Here is a 12,335-nt window from a genome sequence, read left to right on the forward strand (position 1 = left end):
TGGGGGCGGGTCCACGTATCGGACGGTCCCGCGAAAAGATGCAGGATGCAGCTAGCCTCCGGTGGCACGGCAGTGTAGGCGCGAGGAGCGCGAGGAGGCAGTGCGGTGAGTACGCCGGATACGAGTGGAAAACAGGTTGAGCAGACCGGCCGGGTGGTGGCGGCCCTGGACGGCGTGGGCGTCCGGCGCTACACCACGGGCCAGATCATCCTCGACGGGATCGACTGGACCGTACGGTCCGGGGAGCACTGGGCGCTCCTCGGCGCCAACGGGGCCGGGAAGACCACGATCCTCAAGCTCATCGGCGCGACCATGCACCCCACGACGGGTTCCGTGGAGGTCCTCGGCCACCGGCTCGGCCGCGTGGACATGCGCGAGCTGCGGGCCCTGATCGGCCTGGTCTCCTCCGCGCAGAAGGTCCCGCCGGACGCGACCGGCCACACGGTGGTGCTGACGGGCGCGACGGGGACCGTGCAGCCGCTGTGGGGCAAGTACGACGACGCGGTGCGCGAGCGCGCCCACGAACTGCTGGCCGAGCTGGACTGCAAGGAGCTGGCCGACCGCCCGTACGGCGTCTGCTCCGGCGGCCAGCGCGCCCGCATCCTCATCGCCCGCGCGCTGATGGCGGACCCGGCGCTGCTCCTCCTGGACGAGCCGTTCAACGCCCTCGACCTGCCGTCCCGCGAGGACCTCATCGACACGATGCACCGTCTGGCCGCGAGCCGCCCCGAACTGGCGACGGTCACGGTCACCCACCACCTGGAGGAACTGTCGCCGAGCATCGGCCACGCGCTGCTGCTCCGGGAGGGCCGGGTGCAGGCGCGGGGCCCGGTGGAGGAAGTGCTGACAGCGGAGCGGATGACGGGCTGTTTCGGCCGTTCGATCGAGGTGACACGGCACGAGGGCCGCTGGCTGGCGAGGTCGGGGGCGGCGGTGCGCTAGCCGCTCGCTACAGCTCGCGGCGGGGTGCTGACCGGTCGCTACAGCTCGCGTCGCATGCAGATCCGGGGCCACCGGTCGAGCCCGAGCTCGGCCTCGTGGCGCCGGATCGAGCGCAGACCGGGCGTCAGCTCGTCCTCCGCGAGGGCCCGGAAACCACACCTCTCGTAGTACGGCGCGTTCCAGGGCACCTCGGTGAAGGTGGTCAGAGTCAGGGCCCGCAGCCCGCGCCCGGCCGCCCACTCGGCGAGGTGCTCGATCAGCGCGCGCCCGACACCGCGGCGGGCGAGGTCCGGATGGACCGTCACCTGCTCGATGTGGGCGGCGCCGTCGACGAGATCGGCGATGAGGTAGGCACCGGGCCGACCGTCGGCGTCGAGGACAACCCAGGCCCGCCCGTCCTCTTGATATCGGGCGAGGTCGGCGAGGGAGGGCGGCGCGTCATCGGCGATCTCGGGCATACCGACGTCATGGAAGGCGAGCCCGCCGGCCCGTTCGATGTCCTGAAGAACGGGCAGGTCGTCGGCGGCGCAGGGCCGGATGCGGTGGGTCTCCACGATCAGATCTTAGTAAATCTGGGGAAAACTGAACCCGTACCCCTGTTCCTTGAGCCACGGCAGCAGTTCGCCGAGCGCGGCCACGGTCTCGCTGCGCTCGCCGCCCCCGTCGTGGAAGAGGATGGTGGGCCCGTTCGACAGCTCCTGCTTCACGGTGTTGATGATCCCCTGCACGCCCGGGTGCTCGAAGTCCTTGGTGTCGATGTTCCAGCCGAGGGGCCGCATGCCGTGCGCCGCCGCGATCTTCCGGCTGTCGGGCGTGAAGGCCCCACCGGGTGCCCGGTAGTACTGCACCTTCGCGCCGCCCGCCGCGCCCTCGATCATCTGCTGGGCGTCGAGGATCTGCTGCTTCTGGTAGTCGACGGAGCGGTGGTCCATGGCCGTGTTGTGGTCGATGGTGTGGTCACAGAGCCGATGCCCCGCCGCCACGACCTTCTTGACGAGCTCCGGGTGTTCCTTGGCCTGCGGCCCGATCATGCAGAACGTGGCCTTCACGCCGTTCTGCTTGAGCAGTTCGAGAACCTTGGGCGTCCACACGGGGTCGGGCCCGTCGTCGATGGTGATGTTGACGGCCTTGCCGCCGCTCTCGGTGGCGTGCACGATGTCGAGCGGAATCTTCTTCTGCGGCGTGGGCTCGGCCGCCGGGTCCTCCTGCCGCACCTGCTGCTGTCCCTTGTCGCCCCCGGAGCTGTGCGTGACCACAGCTACCGTCCCGGTGATCCCCGCGGTGGCGACCACAGCCGCGGCAACAGCCATCGCAACGCGCCGCCGGCCGGCGGTCAGTCGTGCCATGAGAACGTCCCACTCCCTCTGTGCGTCTCAGTACGGCAGGACTGAACGCGGTACGGCTCCCCTTTACTTCTCCCCAAGATGCCTGGGGCGGTGACCTTGGTTCCAATGATTCGCGTGTGTGACGAGTCACCTGACGGAGGTTGCCTCCCACATACGAAGAGGCCGCCAATTGGCGGCCTCCACATCACCTTGCCTCACGGGCAACGAACTCGACGAACCCTCAGCCCACCCGGCCTCCGCGGAATGCCCCGGCCTTGATCCGCGCCACCAGCATTCGCATCGCCGCGGGACGGACGCTCACGACATCGGCGGGACGGTCGCTCTCCCGCAGGAGCACCGGGCCGCCGGGGCAGGCGGCGACCTCGACGCACTCGCCGACGCCGCACTGCTTCTCACGTCCGAGGCCGTCACCAACGCCGTCAACGCATGCCTGGCCAACGGCTGCACCATCCCCGTGACGCTCTTCGCGGAGTGGAACAACCCGCACCGCCTCCGCGTCCTCGTGCACGACGGAGCGCCGGGGCTGCCCGTCTGTCAGTTGCCGTCCGTGGAGACCGAGCACGGTCGCGGCATGATGCTGATCTCGCGGGGCGCTGACGCGTGGGGCGTGTGTAACCACGGTCCGGGCAGGGGAAAGGCGACCTGGTTCGAACTGGGGGTAAGGGGCTGAGGAACAGCCGTGTCAGGCCGCGCCGAGCGCTCATCGGCTCTGGCCGAACGCGGAGCCTCCATCCGCTGGATCGCGGGTGGAGGCTTCGGGGTTGGTGCGCCGGGGCTCAGCAGTTGGCGCGGAGACTGTATATGGGAGTCCAGTCACCCCGAACGTGGCTGTGTTCGCTCAGGTGACCCGCGCGGTCACCAGGGTCTCGAAGGTATAGGGCCGCAGCCCATCGGTACGGCCGGCGAAGTACCGCTGGTGGAGGTCTGCGTGTGCGGGGTGGTCCACGACCTTCAGCCCGCACCGGCTGATCAGCCTCTCGACCTCGATCGCCGGCCAGCCGGGCTGAAGAGGCTCGCCGGCGGAAGCCGCGATCGGCGTGTAGATCCGGGCGAATTCCGTCCCCATGTCGTCCAGCACACAGTCCTCGGCCCGGTAGGAGAACACCACCTCGGACCCGGGAGCGGCCGCCGCGATCGTGCGCAACGTCGACTCGATCGCCTGCGCCGTCAGATAGGGAGCGACGCCCGTCCAGCAGAACATCGCCGGCCGCGCCCAGTCGAACCCGGCCGCGCCCAGGGCATCCTGAACCGGTTCGGCCTCGAAATCGACCGGTACGAAAACCTGCGCGTCGCTGAGCGGCAGGCCGAGCGCCCTGACGCGCTCAAGCTTCCATGCCTGGGAAGCAGGATGGTCAACCTCGAATACCGTCAGCGAGCCGAGCAGATCCGGTCGCCGCCACGCGAACGAGTCGAGCCCCGCGCCGAGAATCACGTACTGCGTGAAGGCGCCGGCAGCCAGCCGGTCCTCGGCGTACCGGCTGCGGGTGCAGACAGCCGCGCGGGACTCGCGACGGACGGGGCCGGGGAACAGCGGATCGAACCGGTCTCGCAGTTCCCGCCATACCGGGCCGACAAGCACCAGGGCCAGCACATCGTCCAGTACCCACGGCGAAGCCGTCTCCAGGCGGAACAATCCACGCGACACGGCCGCGAACATCGCCGTCCTGCTCGGTGCGCTCTCCATGCGTTCCTCCTCGCCGGCCAGAACCCATGCGCTCCCACTCTGCGCACTTCAACAGGATGCGCCTGAAGCGTTCTGACGGCCACAACCAGGTCGTCTGCCCGCCCGACGCGGGAGTCGGGCGGGCGGCGGGTGGGACGGGAGTGGCGCGGGAGGCGAGCGTCAGCGGGAGCGTTGCGCGTAGGCGATGACGTACGCGATGGCGAGGGCCAAGCCCAGTACGCCGATTCCTGCGAGCGCCAGGATGTTCAGGACCCCGGCATCGTCGGAGATGGCGTTGACGGTGCCCGCGGTACCGCCGACCGCTCCCGCCACTCCCGCGACGAGCGTCCTGTGATTGCCCAGCAGGGCCCTGGCGACAGGGCGTCGGTCGGGGTGCGGGCCTTGGCGCGGTACGCCTCGTCGTCCCATTGGGTGTGCCTTACTTCCAGTGGACTCGGCCCGGGTCCTTGGGGGCCATGATTTTGGCGTCGGGGCGTTCGGAGGCGTGCTGGGCCGGGGTGTAGTAGAAGTCCAGGCCGGTGGCGACGATGCCGGCGGGGACGCCGAAGACCTTGCCGCCGAACGAGCCCGCCTTGTTCATGAGGGTCGGTTTGCGGTGTCGGCCGCCGCCGCCGGAAGTCTCCATCAGTGAGGCTTCCATGCCGGCCGCGTAGGCCGGCGTGCCGTCGATGAAGTACGACTTGGCGCCGGCCCAGTCGCCCTTCTGGACGCTGTCGGCGCTGTTGAGCCACGCGCGGTAGCTGAGGAATTCCGCGACCGGCTTGATGGTGGAATTGCCGAACTTGCCGTCCGCCGCGTGGTCGATCTTCGACTGGATCTCTTTGTCGGACAGCTCCTTGAGCGAGATCTTCTTGTCGCTCTGCTGCCCGCGCTCCTTCCGCATGCTCCGCGCCTCCGCGAGGCTGACCGGGGCCGTCGGGAGGAACCCGATGTCATAACTGTGCTTCATGTCCCGCAGCGCCCACCGCAGCGTGGAATCGGTCTTGTCGGCGTCCTCCAGAGCCTGCCGGGTGCGGTTCTTATACGCCTCGATGGTGGGCTGGTACGCCTTCTTGAGTTCGGCGAGCTCGTCCGGTTTCACCTTGTCGGCGTCCACATAGACGGCGCCGTCGCTCGACTTGACCGAGAGGTGCTCGTGGCCCGCGAGCTCCTCCGTGATGTCGGTCAGCCCTTTCTTCGCCGCGCGGAACGACTTGAGGCAGTTGCCGAGGAATTTATGGACGCTGCCGGCTTCGTTCTCCGCGTTGTCGAGCTGGTGCCCGAGCCCCCGGATGGTGGTGAACGCGGCCTGCGCCGTATCTCCCTCCCAGTCCGACTGCTCCAGTCCCTTCGCCACCTGCGTGTCGAAGGTCCTCGCCGATTTGTGTACGCGCTTGGGCAGGTGCGACCAGGCTTCGACGGCCGAAGCGAGCTTCTCCAGGTTCACGGACTTCAGGTCCGTATAACTCACTGACATGCCGCCCCCTAGATGACGTCGCCGGGCTTGTACGTGTACTTCTTCTCGAAACTTCGCTTGCGTTCGTGGTCCTCGGTCTCGAAGGAGTCCGCGGCCGAACACAGCGCCCCGCCCAGCCCCTCCTTGCCGATCTGCCCGGCCACGTACTTCGCGCCCTTTTCCCACGAGTCGATGAAATCCGAGAAGGCACCGTCGCAGGAGAATCCCTTCAGGGATCCGGGTATCTCCCCCGTCTTGGTCAGCACGTCCTTGTGCGCGTCCTTGAATTCCTTCGACGCTTCGTTCTCGGCCTTGTCCGCACGGCCGCGCAGCAGGGCCGGCGTCACATGGAGCTTTCCCTTTCCGCCGCCGCCACCGCCTCCGGCGCCGTCAAGTCGCATACCCACGGCCTGCTCGGCCTGCGCATTGGCTTTGAGTTGAGCCCATTCGTCGTCAAAAGACATCATTCCCCCGTTCAGATCACGCTACGCAAGCAGCCGTTCACCATCCACGAGCCCGGCGGACGGCCGCGCCTGTACGGTAACCCGGAGTTCCGTTCGTACGCACCTGCCGTCAGTCCCGGGAAACAGGCCCCGTACGCAAAATCCGTCGGCCTTTTCCGGTGGCCGTCGCCCCCGGAAGCGAATAGGCGAGGCATCGGAACCGCCGAGGATTCGGCGGCGCTCGCAGCGGTGGCCCGGAGGTGGACCACAGGTTACGCAATGACCAATTCCCGTGATGGTCTTGCCAGTTGAGATCCGCGTGACACATGGTTCGATCTCAAGCCGGTGCCGGGCACGGTGTCGGCGTCCGTTCAGGTGAAAGGTTGTCCGCCACCGTGCAGTCCCCCACCGTGCTCTCCCCCGCCCCGCACTCCCCCGCCCAGCGCTCCCGCACCCCGCGCCGCAACCGGCTCCTCGGCTGCGGCATCGCCCTGGCGCTCGCCGCCGGGTCCGCCGCCCTGACGCTGCCCGCCTCCGCGGCGGCCGCGCCCGGAAAGCCGAGCATCAAGCTGTCCACCGGCTATCTGTCCGGCGCGGTCGGCGCCACGGGCGACCCCACCGTCACGGTCACGGTCGCCCAGAGCGGCAGCGGCAGCGACGCGCTCAAGGTCAGCGCCACCGCCAGTTCCCGCGACTCGGTCGCCAGGGCCGGGGACGTACAGATCACCGGCAGCGGCGGCAGCCGGCAGGTGGCCGTCACAGCACGCGGACAGGGATACGCCGACCTCACGCTGAAGGTGGAGGGAGCGGGCGGGAAGAGCGCCACCACGACCCTGCACTACGCCGCCTCCGGCGCGGTGCACGACCACGCCGCCACCACCCGCTACCTCACCGGGGCCAGCGACTCCTCCGCCGCGGTGGACGTCGGCGGCGGGTACATGGTCGTCGCGGACGACGAGAACAACACCCTGCGGCTGTACCGCCGCGACGCCTCCGGCGGGCCGGTCAGGACCTGGGACTTCAGCTCGAAGCTCGGCGTCGAATCGGAGATCGACATCGAGGCCGCCACCCGCGTCGGCGACACCGTCTACTGGACCGGGTCCATGGGCAACAGCAAGAAGGGCAAGCCGAAGCCGGACCGCTCCACGCTGTTCACCACCACCGTCACCGGCTCCGGCGCGGACACCGAGCTGAAGCTCGGCGGCTCGTACCACGGGCTGCGCGACGACCTCGTCAAGTGGGACCAGGACCACGGGGACCGCTTCGGATTCGCCGACGGCACCGCCGACGGCCAGGCGCCCAAGCAGATCGACGGCTTCAACGTGGAGGGGCTGGAGTTCGCGCCCGGCAGCTCCAGCACCGCCTACGTCGGCTTCCGCGCCCCGCTGGTGCCGCCGAAGAAGGGCGGCAAGGCGCTCCTCGTACCGGTCACCAACATGGACAAGCTCGCGAAGGCCGACAAGAAGGGGGCGAAGGCCGTGCACGCGACCTTCGGCGAACCCGTCACCCTCGACCTCGGCGGCCTGAGCGTCCGCGACATCCGCCGCAACGCCGCCGGTCAGTACCTGATCGTCGCCGGTTCCTGGGCCGCCGAGGACAACAGCGAGCCGTACGCGCTCTACGCCTGGGACGGCGTCGCCGGGCACCAGCCGGTCAAGCGGCTCGACCTGCCGACCGCCGACCCCGGCGGCTGGGAGGCCGTGGTCGACGTCCCCGACCTCTCCGCACCCGGCGCCAAGGTACAGGTGATCACGGACGCCGGCTCCGCCGACCTGTACGGCGACGGCACCGAGGCCAAGGAGCTGCCGCACGCCGAGTGGAAGAAGTCACGGGCCGTCTGGTTCCCGCTCGGCTCCTGACACCCGCCCCTTCGCCCGCCCCGTACGGCCACCGGGGCGCGGGCCGCGTCAACGCGCTCACGGCGCCTTGACGCGGACCTCGTCCCGGACGGCCGCCGCCCGCTTCGCCAGCGTCTCCATGTCCGGCGCGCCGCCGTCCGCCGCCCCGCTCGTCTCCAGGACCGTGGCCACGGTGCTGTGGTCGCTCCACGCGCAGACGGGCATGGTCCCGGACGCGCCGGCGCGGCTGAGGCTGATCACCTGGCAGCGCACCGGCTCGTCCGCGCCGGGCGGGGTGATGGTCCGGGCGGGCGTGGTGACCTCGGTCCCGTCCGCCTCGCCGACCCCCTTGAGCATGCTCTCCACGGCCACGTCCGGGTCGGCGATGTCCCCGTACATGCCCGAGAAGACGAGGGTGGTCGGCGTCTTGCCGGACGCGGACATGTACTGGCCCCCGGCGTTGCGCATGCCGCGCTCGTTGGGGCCGGAGTTGCGGTCGCCCAGCTTGTCGTCGAGCGAGCCGGTCAGGTCCTTGGCCAGGGTGTACTCGCCGCCCGCCAGGGACTTGGGGACGGTCAGCCGGTACTCGGCGGAGCCCGGCCCCGACCCCGACGGTGCCGACGGCGATTCCGAGGACGAGGGGGACGACGGGGAGGACGACGCCGTCGGGGAGGAAGCGGAGGACGACGAACCGCCGCCCGACATCAGCGCGGTCGCCACGCCGCCGAGGACCGTGACCCCGACCAGCGACCCCGCGACGATCGCGATGATCTTCCCCGGTCCCATGCCGCGCCGCGGCGGCGGCATCGGCGGCTGCCCCCAGCCTCCGGGCTGGCCGAACTGACCGGGTTGACCGAGTTGCCCCGGCTGGCCCGGGTATCCGGGATACCCCTGCGGATACCCGTACTGCGGGGCCTGTTGAGGCTGTTGAGGCTGCTGCGGGTACTGGGGAGATTGCGGGTATTGGGGGTACTGCGGCTGGCCGTACCCAGGCTGGCCGTACCCAGGCCCGCCCTCCACCGGAGGCGCCGGCGGAACCGGCGGCACCGGCGCAGGCGGCGGAGGCGGCGGCTGCTGCCCGTACGGCCCCTGCTGCCGGCCTGGCTGCCCCGGCCCGTATGGCCCCTGCCCGTACGGCTCCTGCGGCCCCGGCCCGTACGACGGCGGTGGTGGCGGCGGTGTCGACATCGGTACGTCCCCCTCAGTGCTCATCCCCGTACATGAGCACGGTACGTCACCCTCTGCGCACCGATCGGCCCCCCTATCCCCCGCCCCCTATCCCCCTATCCCCCTCTCCCTCCCTCTCCTTCTATCCTTCCGCGCCCCGCGCGATCGCCTCCGCCACCTCCGCCGTACGCGCCGCCTCCTCCACCTCGAAGCGCCGCGCGTCCAGCTGCTCCGCGATCTCCTCGTCCTGCGCCATCAGCAAGTCCAGGTTGGAGTCGCCCAGCTCGAAGACGCCCATGTCGGCGTAGGCGCGCTGGAGCCGCTCGCCCCACAGGCCGATGTCCTTGACGCACGGCACGATGCGGCTGAAGAGGAGCTTCCGGAAGAGCTGGAGATACTCCGACTGCTCGCTCAGCTCGGCGGCCTCCCGCTCGGGGATTCCGAAGTTGGTGAGGACCTCCTCCCCGCGCAGCCGGTCGCGCATCAGATAGCAGCCCTCGATGACGAACTCCTCGCGCTCGCGCAGCTCGGCGTCCGTCAACTGCCGGTAGTAGTCGCGCAGCGCCATCCGCCCGAAGGCGACGTGCCGCGCCTCGTCCTGCATCACATAGGCGAGGATCTGCCGGGGCAGCGGCTTGTCCGTGGTGTCGCGGAGCATGCCGAAGGCGGCGAGCGCGAGCCCCTCGATCAGCACCTGCATGCCCAGGTACGGCATGTCCCAGCGGGAGTCCTTCAGCGTGTCGCCCAGCAGCGCCTGGAGGTTGTCGTTGATGGGGTAGACCATGCCGACCTTGTCGTGCAGGAACCGGCCGTAGACCTCCGCGTGCCGCGCCTCGTCCATGGTCTGGGTGGCGGAGTAGAACTTCGCGTCCAGGTCGGGGGCGGACTCCACGATGCGGGCCGCGCACACCATCGCGCCCTGCTCGCCGTGGAGGAACTGGCTGAACTGCCAGGAGCCGAAGTGGCGTCGCAGGTCAGCCCTGTTGGCCTCGCTCATCCGGTCCCAGTACGGGCTGCCGTAGATGGTCATGTTCTCGTCGGGTACGCCGAGCGGGTCGTACGGGTCCACTTCCAGGTCCCAGTCGATGCGGCGGACCGAGTCCCACTGCTTGTCCTTGCCCTTCTGGTAGAGGGCGAGGAGCCGTTCGCGGCCGGCGCCGTCCTGCTGCCCCGGGTACATCGCCTCCCAGCTGAAACGTGCCGCGCCGCTCGCGGGCACCTCCCAGCTCCGCTCTCCGAACTCCTGTGGCAGCGGCTTCCGTGTCGGCATGCGACGCCTCCCGTCCCGTGCACCAAGGGTCGTTGGCAGGCTCACACGCCCGTTACCGCTGGGTCAACAAGTTGCGCGAGAGGGATTGACGGCCTTGCTGACAAGCAGTCTCATAAGAGGGTGACCGCGGGTAACCCGACAATGAGGTGTCCTCAGCCATGACCACCGCTCCCCAACAGACCGCATCCGAGACGTCCGAGGCGTCCGAGCACGATGTCGCCGTCCTGCGGGACGCGCTCGGCCTCCTCAAGGACCGCGAGCAGGTCGCCGAGCGGCTGCTCGCCTCCTCCGCCAAGCACTCCTTCGACCCGGACACCGAACTCGACTGGGACGCCCCCGTCGAGGACGGCAAGTGGTACTGGCCGCCGGAGCTGCTCTCCCTCTACGACACCCCGATGTGGCACCGGATGTCGCAGGAGCAGCGCCTCGAACTCTCCCGCCACGAGGCCGCGTCGCTCGCCTCCCTCGGCATCTGGTTCGAGATCATCCTGATGCAGCTGCTGGTCCGGCACATCTACGACAAGCCCGTCACCAGCGCCCACGTCCGCTACGCGCTCACCGAGATAGCCGACGAGTGCCGGCACTCCAAGATGTTCGCCCGCATGATCGAGAAGGGCGGCGCGCCCACGTACCCGGTCTCCCGCGTCCACCACAACCTGGCTCGCGTCCTGAAGACCGTCTCCACCACGCCCGGTTCGTTCGCGTGCACGCTGCTCGGCGAGGAGATCCTCGACTACATGCAGCGGCTCACGTTCCCGGACGAGCGCGTGCAGACCATCGTCCGCGGCGTCACCCGCATCCACGTCGTGGAGGAGGCCCGGCACGTCCGGTACGCGCGCGAGGAACTGCGCCGCCAGATGGTCTCCTGCCCGCGCTGGGAGGCCCACTTGACCCGCGTCAGCTCCGGCGAGGCGGCCCGGATCTTCTCCATCGCCTTCGTCAACCCCGAGGTCTACACCAACGTCGGGCTCGACCGGCGCGAGGCCGTCCGGCAGGTGAAGGAGAGCGGCCACCGCCGCGACGTGATGCAGGCGGGCGCGAAGCGGCTCACCGACTTCCTGGACGAGATCGGCGTCATGCGCGGCCTCGGCCGCCGGCTGTGGCGCAGCTCGGGCCTGCTGGCCTGACCCCGGGTCCCGCCCCGCCCGCATACCCGGACCCCGGCCCGCACCCGCGGCCCCACCGCCCCGGCCGCCCTCCCGACATGGCGGTTACGCTGCGGAGTATGAGCAACAGCCGCGCCTCCCAAGAACTGGACCCGAGACCGGACGGTACGCGGCGGGGTACGGTCGCGCGCGGCTCGTACCGCAGGCTCAGCGTCGAGGAGCGCCGCGCGCAGCTGATCACGGCCGCGCTGGGGCTCTTCGCCCACAGCGCCCCCGAGGACATCTCGTTGGACGACGTCGCCGCCGCGGCCGAGGTCTCCCGGCCGCTGGTCTACCGCTACTTCCCGGGCGGCAAGCAGCAGTTGTACGAGGCCGCGCTGCGCAGCGCGGCCGACGAACTGGAGCTGTGCTTCGCCGTACCGCAGACCGGCCCGCTCACCCACCGGCTGGCCGCCGCCCTGGACCGCTACCTCGCGTTCGTCGACGAGCACGACGCGGGGTTCAGCGCGCTGCTCCAGGGCGGGAGCGTCGCGGAGACGTCCCGAACGGGCGCGATCGTCGACGAGGTGCGGCGGGCCGCCGCCGACCAGATCCTCACCCACCTCCAGGTCCCGGCGCCGGGCCCGCGGCTGCGGATGATGGTGCGGACGTGGATAACGGCCGTCGAGGCGGCCTCCCTGATCTGGCTGGACGAGGAGAAGCAGCCGCCGGTGGGCGAGTTGCGGGACTGGCTCGTGGACCATTTCGTCGCGCTGCTGACGGCGACGTCGGCGAGCGACGAGCAGACGGCGCGCGTGACGCGCGCCGCCCTCGCCCTGGAGCCCCCGGACGGCGCGGCGGGTCGGCTGGCGCGCGCCGTCATACCGGTCGTGGCCGACGCGGCCCACCTGCTCTGACCCGAACGGCCCGCCGTACGGGCGCGAGTTGCCGGGGCCGTGAGAGCGCGAGTTGCCGGGGCCGTACGGGCGCGAGCCGACCCGCCCGTACGAGCCCACAAGCCCTGCCCCCGCTAGGGCGTGTTGTGAAAGTGCTGGTCATAGCCATTCGTTGAGGGCTGCGACCAGCACTGTCGCTCCGTAGCGGACGGAGAGTTTGTCGTAGCGA

Annotated in this window: 14 protein-coding genes; 5 read left to right on the forward strand and 9 right to left on the reverse strand. The window is 70.1% G+C overall.

The window, feature by feature from the left end; genetic code table 11:
- Positions 1–153 precede the first annotated feature (153 nt).
- A complete protein-coding gene (locus AB0I49_RS25320) occupies positions 154–942 on the forward strand; it encodes an ATP-binding cassette domain-containing protein (protein ID WP_363229372.1) in 789 nt (262 codons plus the stop codon).
- A 38-nt stretch (positions 943–980) separates the two neighbouring features.
- Here the strand turns inward: AB0I49_RS25320 and AB0I49_RS25325 are convergent, their stop codons facing one another.
- The 3 genes from AB0I49_RS25325 to AB0I49_RS25335 all read right to left on the reverse strand — a co-directional run bounded on the left by AB0I49_RS25325 (position 981) and on the right by AB0I49_RS25335 (position 2,625).
- Positions 981–1,496, reverse strand: a complete 516-nt coding sequence (locus tag AB0I49_RS25325) for a GNAT family N-acetyltransferase (RefSeq protein WP_363229357.1) — start codon at positions 1,494–1,496, stop codon at positions 981–983.
- 9 nt (positions 1,497–1,505) lie between these two features.
- The gene (locus AB0I49_RS25330; protein ID WP_363229358.1) at positions 1,506–2,288 is read right to left on the reverse strand and encodes a polysaccharide deacetylase family protein; all 783 of its coding nucleotides are present in this window, start codon (positions 2,286–2,288) and stop codon (positions 1,506–1,508) included.
- Positions 2,289–2,508: 220 nt separating this feature from the next.
- Entirely contained in the window at positions 2,509–2,625 is a 117-nt protein-coding gene (locus AB0I49_RS25335) for a hypothetical protein (RefSeq protein WP_363229373.1), read from the reverse strand.
- Between AB0I49_RS25335 and AB0I49_RS25340 the strand changes: the two genes are divergently transcribed.
- Complete coding sequence (locus tag AB0I49_RS25340; RefSeq protein WP_363229374.1) at positions 2,593–2,958, forward strand: ATP-binding protein; 366 nt, start codon at positions 2,593–2,595, stop codon at positions 2,956–2,958. The two genes, AB0I49_RS25335 and AB0I49_RS25340, sit on opposite strands and share 33 nt — an antisense overlap.
- Before the next feature lie 168 nt (positions 2,959–3,126).
- On the opposite strand, the gene AB0I49_RS25345 is transcribed toward AB0I49_RS25340, so the two are convergent.
- From AB0I49_RS25345 to AB0I49_RS25360, 4 genes are all read right to left on the reverse strand, one after another.
- Positions 3,127–3,972, reverse strand: a complete 846-nt coding sequence (locus tag AB0I49_RS25345; RefSeq protein ID WP_363229359.1) for a class I SAM-dependent methyltransferase — start codon at positions 3,970–3,972, stop codon at positions 3,127–3,129.
- Between the two features lie 159 nt (positions 3,973–4,131).
- Positions 4,132–4,380, reverse strand: coding sequence for a hypothetical protein (locus AB0I49_RS25350; protein ID WP_363229360.1), 249 nt, complete (start codon positions 4,378–4,380; stop codon positions 4,132–4,134).
- Between the two features lie 10 nt (positions 4,381–4,390).
- Positions 4,391–5,428, reverse strand: a complete 1,038-nt coding sequence (locus tag AB0I49_RS25355; protein ID WP_363229361.1) for a hypothetical protein — start codon at positions 5,426–5,428, stop codon at positions 4,391–4,393.
- Positions 5,429–5,436: 8 nt separating this feature from the next.
- Entirely contained in the window at positions 5,437–5,871 is a 435-nt protein-coding gene (locus AB0I49_RS25360; RefSeq protein ID WP_363229362.1) for a hypothetical protein, read from the reverse strand.
- A gap of 464 nt (positions 5,872–6,335) precedes the next feature.
- Here AB0I49_RS25360 and AB0I49_RS25365 point away from each other — a divergent pair, with 464 nt between their 5' ends.
- A complete protein-coding gene (locus AB0I49_RS25365; protein WP_363229375.1) occupies positions 6,336–7,709 on the forward strand; it encodes a hypothetical protein in 1,374 nt (457 codons plus the stop codon).
- A gap of 57 nt (positions 7,710–7,766) precedes the next feature.
- On the opposite strand, the gene AB0I49_RS25370 is transcribed toward AB0I49_RS25365, so the two are convergent.
- Both AB0I49_RS25370 and AB0I49_RS25375 read right to left on the reverse strand, forming a co-directional pair.
- The gene (locus tag AB0I49_RS25370; RefSeq protein WP_363229363.1) at positions 7,767–8,495 is read right to left on the reverse strand and encodes a hypothetical protein; all 729 of its coding nucleotides are present in this window, start codon (positions 8,493–8,495) and stop codon (positions 7,767–7,769) included.
- A 502-nt stretch (positions 8,496–8,997) separates the two neighbouring features.
- Positions 8,998–10,125, reverse strand: a complete 1,128-nt coding sequence (locus tag AB0I49_RS25375) for a ferritin-like domain-containing protein (RefSeq protein WP_363229364.1) — start codon at positions 10,123–10,125, stop codon at positions 8,998–9,000.
- A 158-nt stretch (positions 10,126–10,283) separates the two neighbouring features.
- Between AB0I49_RS25375 and AB0I49_RS25380 the strand changes: the two genes are divergently transcribed.
- The gene (locus AB0I49_RS25380) at positions 10,284–11,252 is read left to right on the forward strand and encodes a diiron oxygenase (RefSeq protein WP_363229365.1); all 969 of its coding nucleotides are present in this window, start codon (positions 10,284–10,286) and stop codon (positions 11,250–11,252) included.
- A 98-nt stretch (positions 11,253–11,350) separates the two neighbouring features.
- Positions 11,351–12,127, forward strand: coding sequence for a TetR/AcrR family transcriptional regulator (locus tag AB0I49_RS25385; protein ID WP_363229366.1), 777 nt, complete (start codon positions 11,351–11,353; stop codon positions 12,125–12,127).
- Positions 12,128–12,335: the final 208 nt, after the last annotated feature.

Origin of the sequence: Streptomyces sp. NPDC050617 (assembly GCF_040654795.1) — a bacterium.
Classification (GTDB): domain Bacteria; phylum Actinomycetota; class Actinomycetes; order Streptomycetales; family Streptomycetaceae; genus Streptomyces.